Source organism: Sporosarcina limicola, assembly GCF_014873855.1.
Lineage (GTDB): Bacteria > Bacillota > Bacilli > Bacillales_A > Planococcaceae > Sporosarcina > Sporosarcina limicola.
The window spans coordinates 157,733-182,472 of record NZ_JADBEL010000004.1 but is presented as its reverse complement, the minus strand read 5'-3'; the positions used below and the strand labels follow the sequence as shown (position 1 = coordinate 182,472).

The window sequence follows — 24,740 nt, the reverse complement described above, 5'->3', positions numbered from 1 at the left end:
CAAAAAAACAAAAATTTACCCTTATTTTCAAGATTTATTCTGTTCAAGAAGTTTTCGAATTTCCTCCATGATGACTGCTGTCACTTCTTCGGCAGATGCCTTTCTTTCTTTGTACGGATTTATATCGATTGGCTTTCCGTAGACGACTTTCAATCTTCTAAACGGCTTGTAGGGTCCTACAATTGCACAAGGTACTACGTTCACGTTTCCTTTCAACGCAAAGAATCCAGCACCTGCAAGCCCTTTTCCTAATTCTCCCGTTGTATTTCTCGTTCCTTCTGGAAATAGACCTACAACATTGCCCGATTTTAGTACAGATAGAGTTCGTCTGAACATTTCTCTATCGCCCTTCCCTCTTTTTACAGGATAAGCTTTGATACTCGGAAGAATCGTTTTCAAAATCGGTGCTTTGAATAACTCTTCTTTTGCCATAAAATGAACAGGTCGCGGGCATGTAATACCAACAACAGGTGGATCAAAATTATGAATATGGTTCGTACAAAGAAGGACTCCTCCTTCTTTAGGAAAGTTTTCCTTGCCAATTGTTTTAATCCGATAGAGAGGATAAAGAATGGTACTCATGATAAATTTTCCTAAAGGATATAAATTCATTGCTCTTTCCTCTCTTCGGCAAGCTCACTAATTTTTTTCGCCACTTCCTCGATGGTCATCAGCGTAGTATCAATTAGAACAGCATCTCCCGCTCGTCTAAGGGGGGATACTTCCCTTTCACTATCAATACGATCTCGCTCACTTATTTCAGCCTTCAACTGCGTGAGGGATGTTGAGATACCCCGCTTACTATTTTCAATATGACGACGCTTCGCTCTCTCTTCAACAGAGGCAGTCATAAAGATTTTTAATTCAGCATCCGGCAATACAGCTATTCCGATATCTCGGCCATCCATCACAACTCCTGTCCCTTCGGATAGTTTACGTTGTTTCTCCACCATCAGTTGACGTACTGCTGTATGGGTAGCAACTGTCGATACATTTGTTGTTACATTTTGAGAACGAATCGCTTCCGAGACGTCTACCCCATCCATAATAACTGCTTGCCTTTCTTGTAAGGGAACTAAAAGAATTTCCGTCTGTTGAAGCAATTCCCCGAGATAATCTCCGTCATTTATATCTATGTTCCGTACTAATGCTTTATACGTAAGAGCACGATACATGGCTCCTGTATCAATATACGTATAACCCAGTTTTTCAGCCGCCATTTTAGCAATCGTGCTTTTTCCTGCTGCTGCAGGACCGTCGATTGCAATTTTTATTCCCTTAGACATTTCATCTACCCCCGTTGTCAATTCGACAACATTGTATCATAAGGAAAAGGGAAAAGTCCCTATGTGGAGACATTTCCCTTTAAATTTATTGTTCTTTTTTTCTCATTCGGAGTTGATGTTCGAAACAGAAACGAACAATATTTTGACGATCATCCTGAGGCACTTCCTCAAACTGTAAAGAAGCTATTTTCCTGCCGTCTTTTTCCCATATTCGAATAATCGTCATATCTGCTTTGATATATTTTATATCTTTGGATATAAACGGGAGAGTGATGGTTATTCCCAGCGAATCACCTTCTTTGAATTCCTTTTGAACTGGGAGATTAATCGCAATTCCCCCCGCACTAATATCCTCCGCAACACACTGGCTGAATTGCCCGTCTTTTTCAATTGCAACATCGATAGGAGTCTCCACCCTCACAAATTCGCGCCGTTGAATTTTAATCAGCTGATCATCACCAGGGTAACTTAATTTCAACAACGGTACTCCTTTATTAACCCGCCCAATCACTTTAGCTTGGAAAGCATATGACGATTTCATACTGTTCGTAAATGTAACATGTATTTGCGCCCCATCTATGAAGAACGCAATCCGCCCTGTTTCTATATGCGTCGGATAATCAATCACTATGAATTCATCACCTATATCAATCACTTTACTTTTATATTTCTCACTGCCCTTTGCAATTTTTTTGTCGATAGAAATAATTGTCTCAATCGATAATAGCACTTCAGTCACCTGCCATCCCATGTATTTACTCTATTATGTCACAAAATGGATGAGGCTTCCAATGCTATTTTTTAACTTATTGCAATCTTTCCGTTTTAATCACTTCGGATGTTTCAGTATCAATGATAACTGCATACGTCCCTATGACTCCATGTTCATCTATTGTGACAGTTAGATAATGAACTAACCGTTGTTCTAGCCGTTCATTTTCAACATACGCCAACTCTTCCTTAACGACCTGAACGTTAGCATGGAAAAATTTCTTCCAATCTTTTTTTGTAATGGGTTGTGGGTGTGTATTTTCTTTTCTAATATATTCAGAAGCATCCAATCCAACAATACTCCCTATATCCTTTGCGACTTTTAGATGAATTGTGTCTGAGAATACTTTCGCACCATATCGCGGCTCCACTCTGACATACACCATATGCCACGCTGTATTGTTTTCTCTCGCCTCTTCATAGACAAGGTCCTTATATTCTGCATCTGCAAGAAACTTTTCGGCCTTCTTTTGGATATCTTCAAACGGCAGAACTTCCTTGCCAAACGGTCTTTCGGATAAAAAGGAAAGGACATGACCTCCTTTTTCCAGAATATCAATGTAGCCAATGGACTGATTCTCCGCAAATCGAATATGATAAAATGGATAGGGCGAGCCTGATTTACTTGTTTCTACGCCAATTATCTCGTTTGAAACCGACGGAAATAATTTTTTAAAGCGTTCTACTGCCTCTTCGCGTGTCACTTCCGAATCTGGCATGTTTCGCAGTTCTTTCTTCTTCATAGAATCCGATTCACTTGCCGTCAGCGGGAAGTCACTTTCTGTATACTGTTTCACTGTAGTGCCCATTCCTGACCAATCATGTCCTGATTTAGTTGCATCCAATCGATTAGTCCAATCGCTGATAGCTAATTTCCCGCTCACCATTCCAGTAGTTGCAACCTCCCACTCATCTGCCATTGCACGAAGGTTTTTGGATGCTTGTCCCATAACGCGAAGGTATTCATTATGATCTGTTACACGGTCGGCCTCCTTAGCATAATTGCCTAGCCGTCCTAGATAATTCATCCACGATGTCGAGAAGCTTTGGTCGAGTGGTAATGACGAAACCGAATTTTTAATATCAGATGATAGTCGCCAAATATCTTCACGTGCCTTTGAAGAGCCATCTGATTCATTGAATAATAATGTTTTCTTTACTGCTGTATCGAGTTCCTCAAGCTTTTTGGAGGCATCTGTCATCTTTCTGGCGTACTGTCCGCTTAACGCAATCGAAAGCTGTTCATTCTCAGCGGCTTTTCCAAATGAAAAAATCGTCAGTGTAGTAATTGCGTATACAAGTACAAAAATCATCTTTTTCATAATATGGCAAAAGTTAGCCGGAAGTATCCGTCACTCCCTTCAACTTTTGCCTATCCTCCTTTCGACATCAAAAATATCTGATTAACTACAAAATACATGCAATCCAATTTTCTTTATTTGCGGCCTCGACCAGATCCACTTGCTTGTCGCAGTGATTGGGTTGAAATAATAGATTGCATTTTCGGATGGGTCCCAACCATTGATGGCATCCAACACGGCTTCTTTTGCTTGTGCATTCGGCGTCAGCCATATCTGACCATCGGCAACTGCAGTAAATGCACCCGGCTGAAAAATAACACCCCCAACCGTATCCGGGAAATCTGCATGTTCAATCCGATTCAAGATGACCGCCGCAACGGCAACTTGACCTTCATAGAGTTCTCCCCTCGATTCACCATAAACAGCGTTGGCAATCAGTTTCAAATCTTGTTCGGAGTACTTAGCGGGTAACTGGATATTCTCTTTTTTCCCTGCACCTTTTTTCGTTTGTGACGCAAGCGGTTTATCCCCATAATGTGTGAACTTATTCCCTTTGTTTAGGTTATCTTTCACAAACTTTTCGTCGTACTTTGAGACGTCAACAAGTTTCTTCCTAGTTTTTAAACCCGCAATCCCATCTACCGGAAGCCCATACTTCTCCTGAAAAGTACGTAACGCCCAATACGTTCCATAGCCAAATTTCCCATCGATTGTCCCTTTGTAGTAACCGATATACTGGAGTCTCGATTGCAACTCGATGACATCATCACCGAAAGCACCTCGCGCAACTTGTTGGGAACTAAATGCTCCTATTTGATTTGGTGATGTGACGTACGTACCCCCGAGGAGAAGGATAACCACTATTATACGAATGACTACTTTTTTCAAAATCATTCCTCCTTTTTCATCAGTTTGTCCAAAATCGGTACGATTATAATCAAAAAAAAATAATCCAGCAGAAGCCGGATTATTTTATGCTTGTTCGTGTTCTACGCCTAAACTGCTGCATTGCGAATGTATGGGCATATTTAACGCGCGTTAAACCAAACCACCAAAGGAATAGCATGAATGGAATGATTAAGTAGAGCCAAAGATTGTCAACAGCTAAAATGCCGTTATATATAGAATGTAAGACATATGGAGCAAAGAAGGAAAAGAATAGAAGTCCTTTTTTATTTGCTTCTGCAGCAAATTTTGCACGACCGAAATAATAGCCCATTACGACGCCGAATAAAGCATGACTGGACACAGGAAGCAATGCACGGATGAAAGCCTCATCTGTTCCGAATGTCAGCAAGAAGATGATATTTTCGACGGTCGCAAAACCGAGCGAAACACTGGCACCATATAAAATACCATCATAAGCATCTTCAAATTCAACATGACGATAAATAGCAAGTAGGAGAATTAGCCATTTGAAAAATTCTTCAAGTCCACTCGTAAATATGACGTTACGAAAAAAGTAATTGGAGAATATATTTTCTTCCTCAAAGACATGTTGAATGAACAAAATCGGAAAAGTCATGATAGCCCCATATAGGAATGTGTGAAATAATGTACGTGATGGTTCTTTTGCAATCTGCTTTCTCAAATAAAAATAGCTGAAGAGCGCCAATCCTGGCGCAATCGCTACGGTGAGCAATATGAACATAGACGGCCCTCCATCCCGTCTTATTATAACACTATTCCCTTATATAGGAGGCATCGATTTGAAGAAAAATATACTACTCATTCATACAGGCGGAACAATTTCGATGCAGCTAAATGCAGAAACAGGCGGGGTTCTATTAAGTGCTGCAAATCCATTGGTTCTAGAAATCGACAAAATTCAACAATTTGCCAACATTTCTGAAGTTGAAGCTTTTAATCTACCCTCCCCACATATCACGCCTGAACACATGTTCAATTTGAAAAACATTATTGTAGATCGTGTGAATTGCGAGAAACTTGATGGGGTTGTCATTACACACGGAACGGACACACTTGAAGAGTCGGCCTATTTCCTTGAATTAGCTACGAATTGTACAATTCCAATTGTCTTGACGGGTGCAATGCGCTCTTCGAATGAAATCGGGGCGGACGGCGTGTATAACCTCATGTCCGCCGTCCGGGTGGCCTCTGATGATGAAGCAAAAGGCAAAGGGGTTCTCGTTGTACTGAATGACGAAATACACACTGCAACAAACGTAACAAAAACACATAGTAGCAGCGTATCTACTTTCCAAAGTCCACAGTATGGGCCCATTGGCATTGTGACAAAATCAGGTATTCATTTTCACCATGCGCCGATAGCTAGAGTCCATTTACCTGTCAAAGCGATTGATAAGAAAGTCGCGATGTTTAAAATCTATGCCGGGATGGAATCCGATTTACTTCTCGCCGTTGCCACCCTTGGCTATGACGGTGTTGTATTGGAAGGACTTGGACAAGGAAATGTTCCGCCTGCTTTAATAGCAGGCATCCGACATTTACTAAATGAAGGTATTCCTATCGTCCTCGTTTCCCGTTGTTTTAATGGCATTGCACAGGATATCTATGCGTATGAAGGCGGAGGGAAAATGCTAAAAGAATTGGGCGTTCGTTTCGAACATGGGTTAAGTGGTCAAAAAGCACGTCTTAAGCTATTGCTTGAACTTTGTTCGAACTAATAAAAGGCTCCCACATCTTGGATAATAAGAAGATGTAGGAGCCGCTATTTTTAGTTTTCTAATTGTTTTGCGTTAATCGCATTCGCAATTAGTCCGCCGTGTAGCCTACCGTTTTCTATGAAAATTTCATTGGCATTATTGCCAGCAGCAATGACGCCAGCAATATATAGCCCTTCAATGTTCGACTCCATTGTTTCTTCATTGAAAGTAGGTCGTCCACTAGCTTCATCGATTGAAATACCCATCTTTCTCAAGAAATCATGGTTCGGGTGATAACCAATCATCGCGAAGACGTAATCATTTTCAAGTTCGAATTTTTCCCCATCTTTGTCAATAAAGACTGACGTTTCCATAATCTTTTCGACAGATGAATTAAAATACATATTGATTATGCCATTCTGAACGAGGCTATCAAAGCCAGGCAAAATCCAAGGCTTAACACTTGTTGAATAGTCGGGACCACGATAGATAACGGTCACTTGGGCACCAGCACGCTCCAATTCGATAGCGGCATCGATAGAAGAGTTTTTCCCTCCAATGACGACTACTTTTTTCCTGAAGAACGGATGTGCTTCTTTGAAATAATGGAATACGTTCGGAAGGTTCTCCCCTTCAACTCCAAGTTTATTCGGATTATCATAATAACCTGTAGCAATTACAACATTTTCGGCGAAATATTCACCCTTATCCGTCATGATATGGAAGCTGTCGTTTTTCTTCTTTACATCCATAACTTTTTCAAAGCTGTTGATTTCAATCTCTTTTAGTTCGGCAACTTTCCGATAATAGACAAGTGCGTCATTGCGCTTTGGTTTATCAATTGCTGTGATGAATGGGATATCACCAATAGACAGCTTCAAGCTAGAACTAAAAAACGTTTGATGGGTCGGATAATGGTAGATTGAATTGACAATACAGCCTTTTTCAAACACAAGTACATCAAACCCATTATTTTGCAGCTCGATCGCCGCAGAAAGGCCACATGGACCCCCTCCTACCACAATCGCATCTTTTCGAATCATTTTTATAGCACTCCTTTAGTACATTTTACGCATAATTTATCGTAATCACATGACATTCTGGTGCTGCTCCCAGCCGAAGTGGCACAGTCGATGTACCGTATCCATTACTGACTAGCTTTGCTCTACCATCTTCCATTCGAAACGCTCCTTTGTCAGTTAGGCCGTATTTACCTATTCGGATTTGTCCCCCATGTGTATGTCCTGCAAGCATCAAACGAGGCTGATAGTAAGGTTCCACTTTTCGAAATAATGAGGGTGTATGCGTTATAAGAATCACATGCTCATACTTAGTAATATAACGGAGAGTCGAATCGATATCGACATTACGGCTCGACGGGTCATCTGTCCCACAAATCCCCCACTGTGGATGACTTGGGACTCCAGCACTCTCATTATCCAAGATCTTCCCCCCATGACGGGTAATAATTTCTCTAATCACTTCTTCTCCAACTTCACGGTCGTTATTGCCCCAGACATAAAAGACCGGTCCCAAACGCGCAAGATTACGGATATTTTTTTCAATACGAGACCTCGGGACCCCTTTTTCAGCGAGGTCTCCCCCGATGATAACCATATCGATTTCATGACCAGCCTTTACTTTCATCACCAATTTTTCATCGATTTTCCGTCGATGAATATCAGAAATAAAAAACACCGATAATTCTTTGATAGGAGAATCGGTATTTACTACATTCATTTTATGGTAAATGATATGTTTTCCTCTTGCACTTACAAACATAAATGTTAACATTCCAATTAGAAATAATGCTAATAACCACAGCGTTTTTTTTAGCGAAATCATGCCCCTCCTCTCATAGGAAAAAGGCAAAGCAAGCTTACTTTGCCTTTCCAATTCCACTTCTTTTTTAAGGGATAATGAGCTTCTGCCCTACCCTGATTTCATTCGACGGCAGACCATTCGCTCTTTTGATCTTTTCGACTTCAGCATCAGATCCCGAACCATAATAATTCAAAGAAATTCGAAAAAGATTCTCTCCGCTTGCCACAGTATGTGTTTTCCCTACTGGTTTCGGCTCTGGTTTTGGTTTTGGCTCTGGTTTTGGCTCTGGTTTTGGCTCTGGTTTTGGTTTTGGTTTTGGCTTTGGTTTTGGCTCTGGTTTCGGCTCTGGTTTCGGCTCTGGTTTCGGCTCTGGTTTCGGCTCTGGCTTGGGTTTTGGATTTACATTTACGCCAGATTTCGATACAGGTTTTTGTTCGGGCTTTGTTTTAGATGAAGGACTTTGAGCCGCCTTATTATCATCCTTATTGACCAAACCAACTTTTTTGTTGTTATCATCCGTTTTCCCATCTGCCGTTTTACTCCCTTTTTCGATAAGTACATCTTGTTCTTTTGCTTCTAGCGTTGGTTTGTCATTCGAAGAAAAATCCATGATAAAATAGATGAGAATGAGAATCAGGACTGGAATCAGGATAAATAATACAAGTATGCTATTTATCATCATATTCCCAGATTTTTTTTTGGGTTTCCCACCTTTTTTATGCAGCTCAGCTCGAGAAGGTAGGTCGTTCCCCTCTAACCCTTCGTCTACATTAATTTCCTTTCTATGCTCTTCGAATTCAGTCTTATAATCATCTTTTTTCATCGTCACATTCTCCTATCACATCATGCTGTTCTTTTATTATGACGAATTCTGTTGTAAATGTAAATGGACACAAGCTCGTTATCCAAGAATCGCTATAAGTCTTTCCTGCCAGCCCATGCATTTTTTATTGTAAACAATTGATTTCATATCCATTAACCATCGATCATCTTCAATTCCGCAAACGGAACAACAGGACTTCGATTTCGAATGTAGATTTTCACCAAAACACGCTAAAACCTCTTTCCGAATACATTGATTTGTATAAATCAAACGGAGCATCTTTTGCAATTGTGCTTCTTTCTCGCGAATCAATTCATCCATAAGAAGAATAGCCTCTTCGATGGTCATCCGTTCAAGATAATAATCAATTACCCTTTTCCCTGTTTCGTGGATACTTGCCATTTCCGCCGCTTCACTAGATGGAATGTTCTCCGCAATAAGACGTTCATAGTAACGAATTTCTCTTTCTTTCGGAAAATTCTCCTGAATGATGAACCGCATTCTTCCCTCATCATCTGGTGAATAAAGTAATGTCGCTGCAGAAAGGTCACCATCACGCCCTGCTCGCCCAACCTCTTGAATGTAACCTGCAATCGCTTGCGGTACATGCTCATGGATAATTTGACGGACATCATCTTTATGTATGCCCATTCCGAACGCATTTGTAGCGCAAATCCAATGTATTTCACCATTGATGAATTGCTCCTGGATAAATGCCCGATCCTCTTGCTCTTTGCCCGCGTGGTAAGATGCGCTGGAAACATTCTGTTGTTGTAAGATAGAAGCAAGTTCATCCGCACGTTTTCGCGAGGCTACATAAATGATCCCGGGCCCTGCCGTACTTAAGGTCCGCTCTTTAATCCATTCCGTTTTCTCACCCTCAGAATTCACCTTCACCATTGAATAAGATATGTTCGGGCGATCGACTGAATGCCGATGAATGGTAGGTGATTTCAACTGCAAGTATCGGGTCATGTCAGCAATGACTTTATCATCCGCCGTGGCAGTCAGCGCGAGGACGGTAGGTCGATTGGATCCACTAAAAAATTCGCCAATTCGTAAATAATCCGGTCGAAAATCAAATCCCCATTGAGAAATGCAATGAGCCTCATCAACGACAAGAAGCGTTACATTAGTAGTTTGAAAATGAGATGTGACATTTTTTTGTACGAGCATTTCAGGAGATATGAAAACAAATTTATATTGTCCCATTTCCGCCATAATTCGTTGCTTCTCTGAATACGATAGGAACGAGTTCAGAGCAACAACCCGTTTCTCACCTTGCCTTTTCATTGCCGCCACTTGGTCTTCCATTAACGAGACAAGGGGCGAAATAATAAGAACCTGACCATCCATTGCATAGGCAGGCAATTGATAGCATAACGATTTCCCCATACCTGTTGGTAAGATTGCAATCGTGTCTTTGCCGGTAATTACATCTCGGATTACATCTTCTTGACCAGGCCTGAATTCGTCAAAACCGAACTTTTCTTTCAGAATGCCCCGGATATCCATTATGTTTCACCCCCGGTTCTGGCACCTAAAATGAGCCGTATTTGAAAGTAAGAAAGCGACTCAAATTCAGATTTCAACAAACGAAGTCTCCTCGTTCCCATCTCACCCGCTTTAATAATGACCGCCTCCGCATCTTCCATAGATACGAATTGAGTAAGCGGAAATTCACGATCATCGATAGACATTTCGACGAAATGATCTTCGATTGTACTCACCTTTAACTTGCGGGTTATCGCGATTTCCTCCATGGACAGGCCGCGGTTGAAAAGTTGTTTTGTCTTTACCGAAGAATCGGTCAAATAAGTTGCAACTTTGATATTTTCAGCTGTTTTTCGCAAAATGGGTAAATCAGCAGATGATTCGATGACAAAAAGCAACTTATGTAGACTCTCTATAAATAATAGACGAATAGCATTTGGATTTAGTTTCAGATTGTTAGCTAACTGATTCCATGTCCACCCAGTTAAACCGTGACCAACTAATCGATGAGTAATAATTGTTTTTTGACTTTCATTCATTTCACTTCGATTGAGCGCCAACTTCAACTCTGTGCTTAGGTGATATGCAAATGCTGGTTCATCGAGACGTTGATTGTACAGCAATTTTCTAACAAACGTTTGGATATCTTGCTCCTTCTGAATCGGCATGAATGATTTTTCTCCAACTTTGAAATTCGAAACCGTCTGTACAATGAGTGATAATCTACCAAAGAATACCATTTCACTTCCTCTGTAATCCCAGCCGTTAAAATGGAAGGACGGCAAGTCACCTACAGCCTGAAGCCCTCTTTCTGTCAACTGTACAAGCGAATCATTTAAAATTGAAATAAAACCAGAATCATGCAATAGGTTAGCAGCCTTGTCAAACTGTTCACTGTGTAGTTTAGGTAAAATACCAAAAAAAGCCTTCAACCCATAGTATTCAACATCTTGTAGCGTCTGGCCTGAGCGTTTTCCACGCAATAAGTGGAGACCTGCATTAATGGTCCGTTCGCCATCCAATTTACTTATAACTTTTAACAGTATTGAAGAAAGGTTCATTATGATTTCCTCCGTTTGAAAGATGTTTTTTGTTGAAAACTCTCGCCAACATCATTAGAATGGAATGGGAAGTAAATTGTTTGTACGGAGAAAAGAGGAGAAAAGATTATGCCTAAATATACAATCGTCGATCAAGATACGTGCATCGCTTGCGGTGCTTGTGGGGCAGCCGCTCCAGACATATACGATTATGACGACGAGGGAATCGCTTATGTTATCCTCGATGATAACACGGGTACTACAGAAGTTCCAGAAGAACTATTGGAAGACCTTGAGGACGCTTTCGATGGTTGCCCAACCGACTCAATCAAAACTGCAGACGCTTCTTTTGATGGAGATGCGTTAAAATACGAAGATTGATACAATAGAGAAAAGGCCGTCCAAAGATTTTTTCTTTGACGGCCTTTTTTTATTTTAACTATAAGTAACCATTGATGTAATTAATTAGACCATCAATTCACTTCGTTGTTGTGAAATCCATTTTTTCATACTCTTAAATAGTAGTATTGTAATGACCATCAGCATGATTCCTTTGAACATGTTAAACGGAAGGATTCCCTTGACAACAAGCCCGTACATTACATCACTCGACATCGTAGGGAAGTTTAGGAAATACATATACATCGGTAGAAATACAAAATAATTTAAGACACTCATACCGATTGCCATCGCGATTGTTCCTGCAACAAGACCCATTGTAAGACCCTTTGATGTCCGAAATTTATTGAAGATGAAATAGATCGGCATGATGAACAGCAAGCCTGTCACAAAGTTTGCAATTTCACCGACGGGAATGCCTGTCGGACTACCCGACATAAACCAGTGCATGACGTTTTTAATTAATTCAACCAAAATTCCCGCAACAGGTCCCATTGTCATGACTGCCAGTACTGCTGGAACTTCCCCGAAATCAATTTTCAGGAAATCAGGTAAAACCGGCAACGGGAAATTGAACTGCATCAAAATCGTGCCAATACTCCCTAAGATTGCGACAAGAATCATCTTCCTCAATCTTTTGTTACTCATTTGTTCCCTCTCCTTTTGCGATTCACTTCAAAAGAGGAAAGGACGATCCGCAATCTGTGTCTACAAAAACTCCCCAAAGCAAAAACGCTTCAGGGAGTTGAAAGGCATAGTTAAATAGGCTATTAAAAAGGAACAAATTTTACATTCGTTCATCTTTTTAACTCTAACTTAAACAGGCTCTCTATTTGTGAACAACACAAAAAGACGGCCGCACCTTCACCTTCTCCCATCCAGACTATACTGTCGGCTCCGGAATCACACCAGAATCAGCTGTTAAGCTCGCGGGCTAGGAATATAAAATTCCATTACCGCCGGTCGGGAATTACACCCTGCCCCGAAGATGAATCAATATTTTGTTACCACTTTATTATATACAAAGAAACCCACATTGTAAACTTGATTGTTTACAATGTGGGTTCTATTCATTTCAATATAAAAGGCATCGGATTCGGGCCGATTGGAATCGGTAACGGTTGTGTGAAGTCAAAACCATTCCACTGTTCTTGAACAATATTCTCGAATTGCAACTGCGTACCGAAGCTTGCTCCAGTAAGAAGCATACCTTCAATCATCTGCATCGCCTTTTTCGGTTCCATACCATCCAAGTCCAAATGCCTTTCGAATTTGACTGTCGTCAATCCTTTGTCTTCCACTATTTCAAAATAAATATCATTTGGAATCAATGGTGAATAAACATCATTAGGTTTCATCTTCATATCCTGAAGTGCTTCATCCAACGAGTCATAGGACTTGGAAAAATTCGATGACAGCAATTCCATTCCCTGTTCTTGTTCGAATAAATAATAATTATAAGCGTTATTCCCACTCTTCAATTCCATAGGTTTACTCGGTTCCCCCGCCTGATCGAATTCATGTGTCCTACCATCTTCATTCTCAAAACGGATTTGTTTGAAACCGAAAAATGTATCTTGCAAAGAGTTGCTATAGACAGCTAGCGCCCCAGATGCAACGTCGTAACCATGACCCTTTGGCAAGGTATGGATGAGGGTCTCGCCCTCCACTGAAAGCTTGCCTTTATAAGGATGATATTCCGCAAAACCAAGTGCTTCCTCGTCAATCCGACTAGCATACATATTATATAACTCAAAACTCGTCGGTTCCGCTACCCCGAAATCTTCTGCGATTTGGCTAGTTGGAATGACAAATATGACAGGTACACTTTCGGCAGCAGAGCCCGCTAATCCTAGGTGGAACACTGTACTGCCTTCTATATCTTGTGGGTAAACGGCGGAATGAGTCACCATGCTTCTAGCAACTGGAAAGTTTGCGGGTGCTTGCTCCGCCTCATTCATTGCGGCACTATTTTCCATGCCTGTATCGTCTACCGACGTTCCCATCTTCATCTTCATTTTTCCAGCCGAACTTTCTTCTGATACAACCTCTTTCATTGCGCCTTCATTCCCTCGCAACATAGATGGGATTAGCAAACTCAGAAAGAGAAGTGCAGCGATTGCTATCAATGCAGGCATCCATTTATTTCTATTTTTCCGACTTGGGGCTGTTAAACGTTCATCTTGCTTCAAACGCGTCAATATATCCGACTTTGAACGACTATCTTGGATATCAGGCATACTTTCGAGAAGATTTTTAATTTTGCTGTCGGCCCATTTCTTGTCGGTCATCTATTTTCCCCCCTTCTGTCGGAAGAGAATTCAATTTCTTCTGTAATGCTTTGATGCCCCGGTGCTGCGTCGTCTTCACTTTTCCTTCTGTCCAACCAAGCGTTTCAGCTGTTTCAGCGATGGACAAATCTTGGAAATAGCGCATAATGATAACTACTTTCTGATCACCGGTGCATGTATCAAGTGCTTGCAATAATTCTTTCATCTCTTCGCTGAGCGTTACAAGTTCTTCCGGTAAAATGCCCGTAGAAACAAGTTCACTTTTTTCCCAGTCGAATTTATCGAACTGATACTTATTACGAACCGTATTTTTTCTAAAATGATCTATCGCGACATTTTTCGCAATCGAAAAAAGCCATGTCTTTTCCGAACTTTTCCCTTCGAAACCTGCATATGCCCTTAGTACCCTCACGTACACTTCGTGTGTGAGATCCTCAGCGTGATCGCGATCTCTTGTCAAATAGACTAGAAACTTGAACACGTCATGATGATACTGGTCATAGAGCCGATGGAAAACGGAGTCGTCCATTAAATCCCCCCGTTCAAATTATTAGTCGTTGTTCAAGCGTTTAAGTTACATTTTCTTTATAGGTAATGTGCAACTAAAGATTGTTCCTTTTTCATCGCCTCTTTTTGCAGTGATGGTACCGCTATGAGAATCAATGATATTTTTAGCAATAGCGAGGCCAAGACCTGTTCCACCTTTTCCTCTCGTTCTCGCTTTATCCGCTTTGTAGAACCGCTCGAAAATGAATGGCAAGTCATCCTCAGGGATCCCTACCCCTGTATCTGTTACTCTAATTTCAATTGTCTCCCTATATCTTTCGACAGAAAGCGTCACTTTTCCTCCATCTGCTGTATGACGAATCGCATTATCAATCAAATTCGTAAACACTTGCTCAATTCGATCTTCATCGACATGCGTTATGATTTCAGTGTCTTTCGAAGGGGTATATAACAATTCCACATGCGCATCCCGTGCAACTTGCATGAATTTATTGACAATTCGACTTAGAAAAGGAATCATCGATACATCATCTTTATATAAACGCATATGACCTGACTCCATTCTCGCAAGGTCGAGTAAGTCTGTCACAAGCCTTCCCATCCTCTTCGATTCATCATGAATAATTTGCACCATTTCGTTACGCTCTTCGTCATTCGTTGTGACGCCATCAAGAATCGCTTCACTATACCCTTGCAGCATCGAAATCGGCGTCCGCAGTTCATGCGATACGTTTGCTATGAAATCTGAACGGAGCTTATCGAGCTTGTGCTGATCTGTCATATCACGTAGGACTGCGACCGCACCACGGATACTGTTTCCACTATATAACGGACTAATAGAAATCCCATAAAACCGACCGCCAAGTTCAAGTTCGTCTTCCACTTCTTCCGCAAACGTAATGACATGTTCAAGCATATGAAAAATTTCAGGAGGGATAGGATCCGTCCCTTCAACCGCTCCACTTTTAAAATACCAATTTTGTAATAATCGTTCGGCTTGTGGATTACTGAGCAAAATCGTGTAATCACGGTTAAATGTAATGACTGCATCTGTCATGGATGTAAGAATGCTTGAAAGCTGTTCCTTTTCCTGATTAATGAGTTCTACATGATACTTGAGTTGTTTTCCCATTTGGTTGAATGCAGTTGCAAGTTGACCTATTTCATCATTTTGCAAAACAGGAAGTCGTGTATCAAAGTTCCCTTTGGATAATTCAAAAGCCGCTTGCCTTAATCCACGTAAAGGGGATGTTATCCTCGTCGACAAGAAAAAAGCAAAAATAGTCGTCAAAATAAATGCAATGAACGCAGATAAGAAAACAATATTTGTCGTCCTCCTTGTTGTCCTGTGGATTGCTTCAAGACTTTGATAAATGATAACCGAACCCGCTATTTTCTGTTCTGTTTCGAACGGGTACGCAAGGACAAGATATTGTTCCATGACGCTATCTTCAGTTACTGAAGGAAGAATCATTTCTTTCACAATTTGACTAGTTGATTTGTCATTTGATGAAAGTACAGAATCAGAAAGGATTTTACTTTCAATTGTCTCCCTATTCAATCCCTTATGAAAGGAATGAATGACTTCTCCGTCTCGTCCCACAATCACGGCACTCGTTTCATCATCCAGAATATCTTCAATAATTAACTGCATCGATGATTCACTTTCATGATCCAAAACAATTTTACCAATCGTCGTTGCGTCCCTTCGCAATGAATCTTCCGCTTGCTTGGTATGAAAATCATCTAAAAATTCTAGAAGTAGCACAGTAATGATAAACAATACAAAGGAAACGAGAAGCAATATGGTTGCCCATAGCTTCCCGACGATTGAATTCCATATTCTATTCATTCGGGACCTCGAACTTGTAGCCAACACCCCAAACTGTCACAATCATTTTGGCAGCCTGTTCAGAAACACGGCTCAGCTTTTCACGAAGCCTTTTAACATGCGTATCCACTGTTCGGAGGTCCCCGAAGAATTCGTAATGCCAGACTTCTTTCAACAGCTGTTCTCGATCGAATACTTTGTCAGGTGACTTCGCTAGAAAATAGAGCAACTCGTACTCTTTTGGAGTGAGATTCACTTCTTTTCCATCAGCAGTGACGCGATGTGCATCGTGATCTATTGTCAACTGTGGAAAGACAACGAGATCTTTCGATGTAGATGCAGATGCTACTCCTGGGAACGTCACAGACCTTCTAAGGATCGCTTTGACACGAAGAACAACTTCACGTGGACTAAATGGTTTAACTATGTAATCATCGGCACCGGACTCAAAACCCGTTACCCGGTCAGCCTCTTCGCCTTTTGCAGTAAGCATAATAACTGGCGTCATTATCTTCTTTTCTCTCAGCTCTTGTAATACTTCGAAGCCATCTTTCTCTGGCATCATCAGATCGAGTAAGATACAGTCATAATTATTTACAAACGCTTTTTCGAGTGCGTCTGCCCCATCAACCGCTTCTTCAATTTCATAACCTTCCCGAGTGAGGTACATATTCAATAGACGACGAATCCTTTCTTCGTCATCTACAACTAACAAAGTTACTTTATCTTCCACAACGATTTGCCCCCTTCAACATGATTCTATTTCTATTGTACAAGTCGACACATGAAAAAAGAAATAAAAAGACTGCACGGCGGTTAGAAAACTACCCTGCAGTCCACTATTAAATCCAAGTAATGCTCTATACGCGATTTTCTTATGCGTATGAATGCAATCCTGCAATGATCAAGTTTACGGCAATAAGGTTAAACATGATGATGATAAAACCGATCACCGCAAGCCATGCTGATTTTTCGCCATCCCAACCGCGTGATAAGCGTAAGTGAAGGAATGCTGCATAGAATAACCACGTGATAAGTGCCCATACTTCTTTCGGATCCCATCCCCAGAACCTCGACCATGCCTCGTGTGCCCAAATCATCGCGAAAATAAGCGCTCCTAGTGTAAACACCGGGAAACCAATCATAACGGCACGGTAGCCAATTTCATCCATCAGCTGAGAATTCGCTTTTTTAGCGAAAGGCTGGAACAAGGTCGCAATCGGTCTGCGGAAAATAAGCCGTAAAATCAAGTACAACAGGATTCCTGTTGTAACTGCCCAGACAAAAGTTGTTAATGTCTTCGCATTTATGATGGCAGGCATTTCAGCCCATGGTGTCATTACTTCAGGCGTAATTGCCTTATATTGATGCATCCCGAAAAGCGGCGGATAGTTGTACTCAATCTTGGCTGGCTTTTCATTTTTATCGATATAAGTGAATTCTGCCTCATAGCCAATAAGTTTAAATGTCGTTGAAGATAATACGAAACCGACCACAAGGATAAGCGTAAAGATAACTGCCTCTATCCAAAAACGCTGTTTTGACTTTTTCGTCAAATCAATATTTTTCAGTAGGAAGATCAGTCCCGCTACCGCACTGATTGCAAGTATCGATTCACCAAGTGCTGCTGTGATGACGTGGACTGTCAACCAATAACTTTTCAATGCCGGAATAAGTGGCGTAATTTCCCTTGGGAACATGCTCGCATAGGCGATGATAATAATCGCGATTGGCAATGCAAACAAGCCAAGTGATGGCGTCCTGTATAAATAAAATAACAGGATGAATGATCCAACAAGCATCATGCCGAACGCTGTCGTGAATTCAAACATATTACTAACAGGTGCATGTCCTGAAGCTATCCACCGGGTGATGAAATAGCCGATATGCGAAATAAATCCGATAATCGTGATGATAATCGCTATTTTTCCCCACCGGTTATTCTGATAAGTTGCTTCCGATTTTGCCCCTTTTACAGCACCGCCAAAAAATAGTGTTGCTACAAGGTAGGCAATGAATGAAACAAGGAGCAGATTGGAGCTTAACGCTGCAAGACCCATTATGATTGTTCCCCTTCCTTAATTTCTAAATTGGACTCCTTGTCCTGCCTGTCTTCATATGCTGGCAAATCCGCAAAGTCCTGTACTTTGTCCAATTCTTTCTTCAATGAGAACCAGTTTTTATTCGTATGACCTGCAATTAGCAATTCGTTATCTAATCCTTTTTGAATCCAGATTCTTCTATGATTCCAATAAGACCCTTGTATAACACCAATCATAAAGATGATGCCTCCCAAGAGAAGGATATAGAGTGTTTTATCCTTCCGAACGACAAATCCGGATTTATCACGCATTTCCGCACTGACAAATTTAACTTTATAAGCATTTTCTTCTGTTTCAAGCGTTTGTTGAATCGCTACAAAACTCATTTCTCCTTTAGGTTTCTCCGGTGTTATCATCTTGAAGATGAATGCTGGATTATTCGGGATTGATGATTTGGATTTCGGTTCTCCATTTTCCATTCCGTCAAAGTCTGGATAATAATCACTTAGAACAACGCTCGCTCCTTCAGCAATTTCATAGTTTTGTTCAGGATCCACAAGATTGACAGTGAATTCTCCAAGCGATTTTTCCGTTGACTTCTCCATTAACTGGAATGTCATCGATTTCAAATCTTCATCCTGGCGGTAATCCATTTGAAATACGTTGAAACCATCAAAGTTAAGTGGATCATTAACAATGATTGAATAGTCTTTCACAAACTCTTGATCACCTGAACCTGGAAGTGCACCCTCTTTGTCCTTGTACAGCGCCACATCTGTTTGATAATTTTTCGCAATCATACCGACACGATCGAGCGCTTCACCAAATACTTCACCGGCTTCATCTTTCGTATACGTTTCCATAGTGAATTTCTTACTTTCCAAATAGTAGCCCGTTGCACCTGGAACCGCTTTTGTATCCCCTTCGAGGAGCCACATCGTTTCATCGACATAAAAACCAGGAATGCCGCGCAATAAAATACCGATAAAGAAAATGATAAGTCCGGTGTGATTGACGTAGGGACCCCATCTAGAGAAACGGTTTTTTTCAGCTAAAAGGGCTCCATCTTCAGTCTTTACATTATAACGAAGTTTTTTCAATTTCTCCTCTGCTTTACCCAAGGATACATCAGGTTTTTCAGTAGGCCCTTCACCGTAAATACGTTGTTTCTTCATAAAAGAAGGATGGCGTTTCGTCCGTTGCCTTTTCAATGATTTATAAAGTGGGATAACCCGATCTACACTGGCGATGATAATAGATATACCTAGCATTCCTATTAGTGTAATGAACCACCAGCTATTATACATATCATGAAATCCAAGTTTATAATAGGCTGTGCCGAATAGCCAGTACAGTCGTTCGTAGTATGCAGCCAGCTCTACTTCTGTCGTTGCTGGCACATATAATTTTTGTGGAAAAGCCGTACCGATTGCCGATGTCACAAGAACAGCAATGATAATGCTGATTCCAATTTTCACACTTGAAAAGAAATTCCATATCCGATCGACAATCGATCGATTATACGTCTGTGATCTTCTTGCCGAACCTTCATAGCGCATGTCGACAAGCTGGCTGGCTTTCGCTTCTTCTGTTTGCGGTCTTCCACATCGCTCACAAAGCACTGTGCCGAATGGATTTTCATGACCGCACTGGCATTTGATTTTGCTCATTTCGAATGTTCTCCTTACTTGGGTTGAATGCTTTCCATATGAGACCGTATTTCTTCCTCAGACATTGCCCACTTTATGATTTTTTGTATTTTACCCTTGTCATTAATGAGAAACGTTGTAGGTAGCGGACTGATGTTATAGGCTTCCTTTACAACCTCAGTCTTATCGATAGCAATTGGGAACGTTAACTCATATTGATCCCTGAACGCTTTTACTTTCAATGGGGGATCTTTAATCGTTAGTGCTAAGATCTGGACATCTTTGCCCTCAAATTCCTTGTGTAACTTCTCCATATGAGGCATCTCTTTTTTACAAGGTCCGCACCATGTTCCCCAGAAGTTCAAGAAAACACCTTGTCCTTTATAATCGGATAACCGGTGTTTGTTACCTTCAAGATCGACAAGTTCAAAGTCAGGCGCCATATCACCGACTGCTAATACTTTAACTTTGTCTTTAAAAGCAACTGCATAAATGACTACTGAAACTAAAAGTAATAGAACGATTGTCCTTATGATAAGGCGTTTTTTCTTTTTATCCGCCTTGGCCATATACCCACCGCCTTCAAATTGATAACTAACTTCCGACCTTCATTATACCAAAATGATTCTTCTAGATGCGTTCCATAAATGAATGGATTGTGAACGTTTTGATGGATTAGCCGATTTTCCCTGTTTCTGCGAGGACACGTAGCTGTTTCACTTCATGTGTCGTCAATTCACGCGCTTCTCCTGCATTCAATCCATGGGTCGTTAGCATTGCGAAGGATTCTCTTCGTAATTTTTGGACTGGACAACCAATTGCGTCAAACATCCGGCGCACTTGACGGTTTTTTCCCTCCGAAATTGTTATTTCAATGATTGCTGTACTTGTTTTTTTATCAACCGTCTGCATTTTCACATGTGCTGGGGCCGTTTTTCCGTCCTCAAGGTCGATGCCGCGTTCAAGTTTCTTCAATGCTTCCCGTTGTGGAATTCCTTTTACTTTGGCAACGTACTGTTTCTTTATACCGAATTTGGGATGCGTCATCAAATAAGAGAAGTCTCCGTCATTCGTTAGGATAATAATGCCCGATGTATCATAGTCGAGCCGGCCGACAGGGAAAATCCTTTTATCAACATAAGGAAGTAGGTCCATGACCGTTTTCCTTCCCTTATCGTCGTCAACTGTAGAGATGACTCCCCTCGGTTTATATAAAAGGTAATAGACATAACTTTCTTTAACTAGCTGTACACCTTCAACTTCTACCCGATCCGAATTGGATACCTTTGTACCGAGCTCCGTTACGACTACTCCGTTCACCTTCACTTTTCCATCAACAATGAGTATTTCGGATTTTCTCCGTGATGCAACGCCTGCTTGTGCCAACACTTTCTGTAATCTTTCCATTGTGTCACCCCGTCCTGTATTCTGTGAAAAATTATGTCACACTTTGCTTCAAATGAAAAGAAGACCGACCTCTGTAACGGTAGTCTTCTTAAAAACGTCTCCATTTCATCTCAATTGTCTAATCGTTATTTCCGTTGTTATTAGTTGTTCAGTGTCGAGACTTACAGACCATAGACCTAAGCTCCTCTCATTTTTACCGCGAGGAATTCGAACAACATTCGAAAGTTTCTCCTTTTCCCCTTTTTTTAGTAAAAGCCGGATCGGCGTTCTCAATTCAGCTTCAATTCCTGGGAGAATAGCATAGGTTCCTTTTTTCGCAACAGTTAATAGGTCGTAAGATGAAAACACTTTATCCGCCAGCTGCCTATGCGTATTCCAATCGTCGCCATCATTCAGTGTGACAACAATAACTTTTTTCCCTTCTTTCTCGAAGTAGGTTACAAGTGTGCGACCCGCTGCTTTCGTAAAACCAGTTTTTCCTGCAATCGCATTCGAATCTGAATGGAGAAGGCGATGCTTATTTCGCCAACTGAATGTTTGTTCAGCACCCCGATAAACATGTTTTTTCGTGGTGGCTATTTCACGGAACTTATCATTTTTCATCGCGTAGTGCATTATGAGTGCTGTTTCGTATGCAGTGGAAAGATGACGATCATCATGCAAACCAGACGGATTTGTAAAGACCGTATCATTCAATCCATAATAGAGTGCCTTGGTATTCATGAGTTCAACAAACCCTTCGGATGATCCACCTGCATGTTCGGCAAGCGCATGTGCTGCATCATTCCCCGAGCGTAGCATAAGTCCATATAGTAAAGCATCTGAATGAATAGTCAACCCTTGCTTTAAATAGAGTGACGAACCTTCTGCCGAAGCGGCTTGCGGGGAAATAAGAACATCTCCAGATGGCGTACCGCTTTCAATATAGGTCAACGCAGTCCAAATTTTTGTCAGACTCGCGATTGGCAATCTAATATTCTCGTTAGCTCCATCCAATAATCTACCCGTGTCAGCGTCAATAACTGCCCATGCTTGGCCGGCAGCAGTTACTTCTTTAGGTCCAATACCAAAAAAAAGCGAGAAAAGCAGGACAACAATCATCGCGCGTTTCAAGAACCTTCTCCTCCTCCATCATTTTCCATCGCAAATGCTTCTTGAAACTTTGTCATGAATAAATCCGTATCCACCCCTTCATTCGCCTCTTCTTGTAGGAGAGGCGGCAGTGCATCAAGTGACCCCAATCCGAAACGATCCAGAAACAACGCTGTCGTCCCATAGAGAATCGCTCGTCCACTTCCTTCCATGCGGCCTTTTTCTGTAAGAAGCCCTTTCGCGATAAGTGTGTTGATGGGCCCTTCAGATTTAACACCTCGAAGATCATCGATTTCCACTCGCGTCACAGGTTGCTTGTAAGCAATAATAGCAAGTACTTCAAGAGATGCCTGTGTCATAGATTTAGATGACGGATTTTCAAGCAATCGTTTTAGATCCTCCGCAAATTCGGATTTCGTCACAAGACGATAAGCACCTCCGAGAAGTTTTAACGTAATGCCACTAGTACCCCGCGCTTCGTAGCTTGCATGTAACAAATCAAGTGCCTCAATGACTTCGACCGCTTCTCGTTCAGTCAGGACGGTCAGCTGTTTGGTCGTCAGCCCTTCATCTCCTACAATAAACAAAAAACTTTCAATCATTCCGGTTAATTGCTCCATTACTTCCATTTCATTCACCCTCCCGGCGGAACGACACAGTTAGTTCATCAAAATTACCGTGTTGCTCAACAAGTATGTTCCGACGTTTCATCAATTCAAGTAAAGAGAGGAATGTAAGAACTAAATCCGACCTATCTCCCTCTTCAAAAAGGGAATGGAAATCACAAACTCCACTACTTCTTTCCAATGTCGCCATAATTTCATTCATCTTTTCACCGACAGATCGTTCCGTTTTCATTATACTAGCCGTAAGTGGTGCTTTTAGTCGCTTTCTGTCGAGCATTTTTTGGAACGCACCAATCAAATCAAAAACACTCAAGCTGTCTTCCATCTCACTTATGATAACTTCGCCGAATACTGAAAGATCACCAGGGGTTCTTGTGAAATAATCAGATCGTTCATCTGCGGATTCTTTTAAATTGATAGCCGCCTCTTTATATTTCCTATATTCAATCAGGCGAGCAACAAGTTCATCACGCGGATCGTCTTCCATATCAAACTCCATGTCGTCGTCAAACTCTTCTCCCTCATGAACTGGAAGTAACATTTTACTTTTAATCTCGATTAGTGTCGCCGCAAGTACAAGGTATTCGCTTAGTTCATCCAACTGCAATACACGCATCGTTTGAAGATGCTCGATGTACTGTTGTGTCAATTCAGCCATCGGAATATCGTATATATCAATTTCAAGTCTGTTGATTAAATGTAATAATAGATCTAACGGGCCTTCGAAAGCCTCGAGTTTCACTTTATATGACATTGTGTTACACCTACCCATCGTATTCGCTATAGAAAGGACTGATAGAATGCATCCATACCATCATCCACTATTCGTAAAGTTTATTGTTTATTTCAATCAAAATCAAGATTATTTCGAATGTCACGAGGTTTTAGAAGACTATTGGAAGTCAATACCCGATAGCGATAAAGAGCATCCTCTCACAGCTTTCATCCTTCTTGCAACGGGATTGTATCACTGGCGAAGGGGAAATAGTACAGGTGCGTATCGAACACTTCGGAAGGCAGTAAAAAACTTCTTAACGTTCATCTCTAAGAACCCTACTTACACGGAAGAAATTGATTTTAAGCGTTTAATTCACGACGTTCAAAACAGTATAAATCGCTTGGAAAAACAGTTGCCATTTGAATCCATCTCACTTATTGTAACATCCTCACAATTGACAGCACTTGTTGAATCCGCGGAACAGTCCATGGAACTCCTTTCTTTCGAAAGTGACGCGCTCATTCATAAACATATGCTCCGGGACCGTAGTGATATTCTCCGAGAACGCGAAGAAAAGAAGAAGGACAGATGCTAAAAATCTGTTCCTTCTTCTATTTCTTTACATTTATTTATGAACGAATCTGTTTCTTCTGTACCTTTGCATTCCTTATCCGAAAAAAGTGCTTGCACCTTCATCACCATTTCCTTACCTATCCCTTCTCCACGAAAAGATGGGTTGACAGAAATATGTTGTAACGTATAGGTAGTGTCACCCACTATTACTCCGACCAGACCGATGAAATCATCATCCTCTTTTAATAGAAACAACTGCCACTGGTCATCCGTTTCGTAGTGATAAATCATTTCTTGTAATTTCTTCACTGATTTGTCTACAGGCATATAAGAAAGTAGCCCCATCGCAATTTTTTCATAAGTTTTCTTATAACGTAAAAGCATCGATTGAATCCCTTCTTTTCTGAAAATCCCCCGTTAGTTTGTCTACGCGTGACGG

Annotated in this window: 27 protein-coding genes and 1 riboswitch; of the genes, 3 read left to right on the top strand and 24 right to left on the bottom strand. The window is 41.1% G+C overall.

The window, feature by feature from the left end:
• Positions 1-27: 27 nt before the first annotated feature.
• From H4683_RS05800 to prsW, 6 genes are all read right to left on the bottom strand, one after another.
• On the bottom strand, positions 28-612 hold the full coding sequence (locus H4683_RS05800) for a lysophospholipid acyltransferase family protein (protein WP_192597889.1): 585 nt from the start codon (positions 610-612) through the stop codon (positions 28-30).
• Complete coding sequence (gene cmk, locus H4683_RS05795; RefSeq protein WP_192597888.1) at positions 609-1,286, bottom strand: (d)CMP kinase; 678 nt, start codon at positions 1,284-1,286, stop codon at positions 609-611. Before cmk ends, H4683_RS05800 begins: the two co-directional genes overlap by 4 nt.
• Before the next feature lie 85 nt (positions 1,287-1,371).
• On the bottom strand, positions 1,372-2,037 hold the full coding sequence (locus tag H4683_RS05790) for a flagellar brake protein (RefSeq protein WP_192597887.1): 666 nt from the start codon (positions 2,035-2,037) through the stop codon (positions 1,372-1,374).
• Positions 2,038-2,092: 55 nt separating this feature from the next.
• The gene (locus H4683_RS05785; RefSeq protein ID WP_192597886.1) at positions 2,093-3,370 is read right to left on the bottom strand and encodes a PepSY1/2 domain-containing protein; all 1,278 of its coding nucleotides are present in this window, start codon (positions 3,368-3,370) and stop codon (positions 2,093-2,095) included.
• Between the two features lie 90 nt (positions 3,371-3,460).
• Positions 3,461-4,252 carry a spore cortex-lytic enzyme gene (gene sleB, locus H4683_RS05780; RefSeq protein ID WP_192597885.1) on the bottom strand — a complete coding sequence of 264 codons (792 nt, stop codon included), beginning with the start codon at positions 4,250-4,252 and terminating at the stop codon, positions 3,461-3,463.
• A gap of 73 nt (positions 4,253-4,325) precedes the next feature.
• The gene (gene prsW / locus H4683_RS05775; protein WP_192597884.1) at positions 4,326-5,009 is read right to left on the bottom strand and encodes a glutamic-type intramembrane protease PrsW; all 684 of its coding nucleotides are present in this window, start codon (positions 5,007-5,009) and stop codon (positions 4,326-4,328) included.
• A gap of 58 nt (positions 5,010-5,067) precedes the next feature.
• On the opposite strand from prsW, the gene H4683_RS05770 reads away from it, so the two are divergent.
• A complete protein-coding gene (locus tag H4683_RS05770; RefSeq protein WP_225941904.1) occupies positions 5,068-6,006 on the top strand; it encodes an asparaginase in 939 nt (312 codons plus the stop codon).
• A 50-nt stretch (positions 6,007-6,056) separates the two neighbouring features.
• On the opposite strand, the gene H4683_RS05765 is transcribed toward H4683_RS05770, so the two are convergent.
• The 5 genes from H4683_RS05765 to H4683_RS05745 all read right to left on the bottom strand — a co-directional run bounded on the left by H4683_RS05765 (position 6,057) and on the right by H4683_RS05745 (position 11,187).
• Positions 6,057-7,028 (bottom strand): YpdA family putative bacillithiol disulfide reductase, encoded by a 972-nt coding sequence (locus H4683_RS05765; protein WP_192597882.1) that lies wholly within the window; start codon positions 7,026-7,028, stop codon positions 6,057-6,059.
• Between the two features lie 25 nt (positions 7,029-7,053).
• Complete coding sequence (locus H4683_RS05760) at positions 7,054-7,830, bottom strand: metallophosphoesterase (RefSeq protein WP_192597881.1); 777 nt, start codon at positions 7,828-7,830, stop codon at positions 7,054-7,056.
• A gap of 64 nt (positions 7,831-7,894) precedes the next feature.
• Positions 7,895-8,632 (bottom strand): LysM peptidoglycan-binding domain-containing protein, encoded by a 738-nt coding sequence (locus tag H4683_RS05755; RefSeq protein ID WP_192597880.1) that lies wholly within the window; start codon positions 8,630-8,632, stop codon positions 7,895-7,897.
• 78 nt (positions 8,633-8,710) lie between these two features.
• Positions 8,711-10,147 (bottom strand): RecQ family ATP-dependent DNA helicase, encoded by a 1,437-nt coding sequence (locus H4683_RS05750; RefSeq protein ID WP_192597879.1) that lies wholly within the window; start codon positions 10,145-10,147, stop codon positions 8,711-8,713.
• Positions 10,147-11,187, bottom strand: a complete 1,041-nt coding sequence (locus H4683_RS05745) for a YpbB family protein (RefSeq protein WP_192597878.1) — start codon at positions 11,185-11,187, stop codon at positions 10,147-10,149. Before H4683_RS05745 ends, H4683_RS05750 begins: the two co-directional genes overlap by 1 nt.
• A gap of 108 nt (positions 11,188-11,295) precedes the next feature.
• Between H4683_RS05745 and H4683_RS05740 the strand changes: the two genes are divergently transcribed.
• Positions 11,296-11,547, top strand: a complete 252-nt coding sequence (locus H4683_RS05740; protein ID WP_192597877.1) for a ferredoxin — start codon at positions 11,296-11,298, stop codon at positions 11,545-11,547.
• Positions 11,548-11,631: 84 nt separating this feature from the next.
• On the opposite strand, the gene H4683_RS05735 is transcribed toward H4683_RS05740, so the two are convergent.
• From H4683_RS05735 to H4683_RS05680, 12 genes are all read right to left on the bottom strand, one after another.
• Positions 11,632-12,213: an ECF transporter S component gene (locus H4683_RS05735; RefSeq protein WP_192597876.1), complete on the bottom strand. Its 582-nt coding sequence runs from the start codon at positions 12,211-12,213 to the stop codon at positions 11,632-11,634.
• Positions 12,214-12,427: 214 nt separating this feature from the next.
• A riboswitch (FMN riboswitch) is annotated at positions 12,428-12,559 on the bottom strand.
• Between the two features lie 76 nt (positions 12,560-12,635).
• Positions 12,636-13,856, bottom strand: a complete 1,221-nt coding sequence (locus H4683_RS05730) for a hypothetical protein (RefSeq protein WP_192597875.1) — start codon at positions 13,854-13,856, stop codon at positions 12,636-12,638.
• The gene (locus H4683_RS05725; RefSeq protein WP_192597874.1) at positions 13,822-14,385 is read right to left on the bottom strand and encodes an RNA polymerase sigma factor SigX; all 564 of its coding nucleotides are present in this window, start codon (positions 14,383-14,385) and stop codon (positions 13,822-13,824) included. Before H4683_RS05725 ends, H4683_RS05730 begins: the two co-directional genes overlap by 35 nt.
• A 45-nt stretch (positions 14,386-14,430) precedes the next feature.
• Positions 14,431-16,215 (bottom strand): ATP-binding protein, encoded by a 1,785-nt coding sequence (locus H4683_RS05720; RefSeq protein ID WP_192597873.1) that lies wholly within the window; start codon positions 16,213-16,215, stop codon positions 14,431-14,433.
• On the bottom strand, positions 16,208-16,933 hold the full coding sequence (locus H4683_RS05715; protein WP_420826544.1) for a response regulator transcription factor: 726 nt from the start codon (positions 16,931-16,933) through the stop codon (positions 16,208-16,210). Before H4683_RS05715 ends, H4683_RS05720 begins: the two co-directional genes overlap by 8 nt.
• A 136-nt stretch (positions 16,934-17,069) precedes the next feature.
• A complete protein-coding gene (ccsB, locus tag H4683_RS05710) occupies positions 17,070-18,254 on the bottom strand; it encodes a c-type cytochrome biogenesis protein CcsB (protein WP_192597871.1) in 1,185 nt (394 codons plus the stop codon).
• Positions 18,254-19,906 carry a cytochrome c biogenesis protein ResB gene (resB, locus tag H4683_RS05705; protein ID WP_192597870.1) on the bottom strand — a complete coding sequence of 551 codons (1,653 nt, stop codon included), beginning with the start codon at positions 19,904-19,906 and terminating at the stop codon, positions 18,254-18,256. Before resB ends, ccsB begins: the two co-directional genes overlap by 1 nt.
• Before the next feature lie 14 nt (positions 19,907-19,920).
• Positions 19,921-20,454 (bottom strand): thiol-disulfide oxidoreductase ResA, encoded by a 534-nt coding sequence (resA, locus tag H4683_RS05700; RefSeq protein WP_192597869.1) that lies wholly within the window; start codon positions 20,452-20,454, stop codon positions 19,921-19,923.
• A 106-nt stretch (positions 20,455-20,560) separates the two neighbouring features.
• Positions 20,561-21,292, bottom strand: coding sequence for a pseudouridine synthase (locus H4683_RS05695; RefSeq protein ID WP_192597868.1), 732 nt, complete (start codon positions 21,290-21,292; stop codon positions 20,561-20,563).
• A gap of 105 nt (positions 21,293-21,397) precedes the next feature.
• A complete protein-coding gene (locus tag H4683_RS05690; protein WP_225941903.1) occupies positions 21,398-22,405 on the bottom strand; it encodes a D-alanyl-D-alanine carboxypeptidase family protein in 1,008 nt (335 codons plus the stop codon).
• Positions 22,402-23,013 (bottom strand): SMC-Scp complex subunit ScpB, encoded by a 612-nt coding sequence (scpB, locus tag H4683_RS05685; protein ID WP_192597867.1) that lies wholly within the window; start codon positions 23,011-23,013, stop codon positions 22,402-22,404. The genes H4683_RS05690 and scpB overlap by 4 nt, the downstream gene beginning before the upstream one ends.
• A 1-nt stretch (position 23,014) precedes the next feature.
• Positions 23,015-23,764, bottom strand: a complete 750-nt coding sequence (locus H4683_RS05680) for a segregation/condensation protein A (protein WP_192597866.1) — start codon at positions 23,762-23,764, stop codon at positions 23,015-23,017.
• A 46-nt stretch (positions 23,765-23,810) separates the two neighbouring features.
• Between H4683_RS05680 and H4683_RS05675 the strand changes: the two genes are divergently transcribed.
• Positions 23,811-24,323: a DUF309 domain-containing protein gene (locus tag H4683_RS05675; protein WP_192597865.1), complete on the top strand. Its 513-nt coding sequence runs from the start codon at positions 23,811-23,813 to the stop codon at positions 24,321-24,323.
• On the opposite strand, the gene H4683_RS05670 is transcribed toward H4683_RS05675, so the two are convergent.
• On the bottom strand, positions 24,320-24,685 hold the full coding sequence (locus H4683_RS05670; protein ID WP_192597864.1) for a GNAT family N-acetyltransferase: 366 nt from the start codon (positions 24,683-24,685) through the stop codon (positions 24,320-24,322). The genes H4683_RS05675 and H4683_RS05670 overlap by 4 nt on opposite strands.
• Between the last annotated feature and the right edge of the window lie 55 nt (positions 24,686-24,740).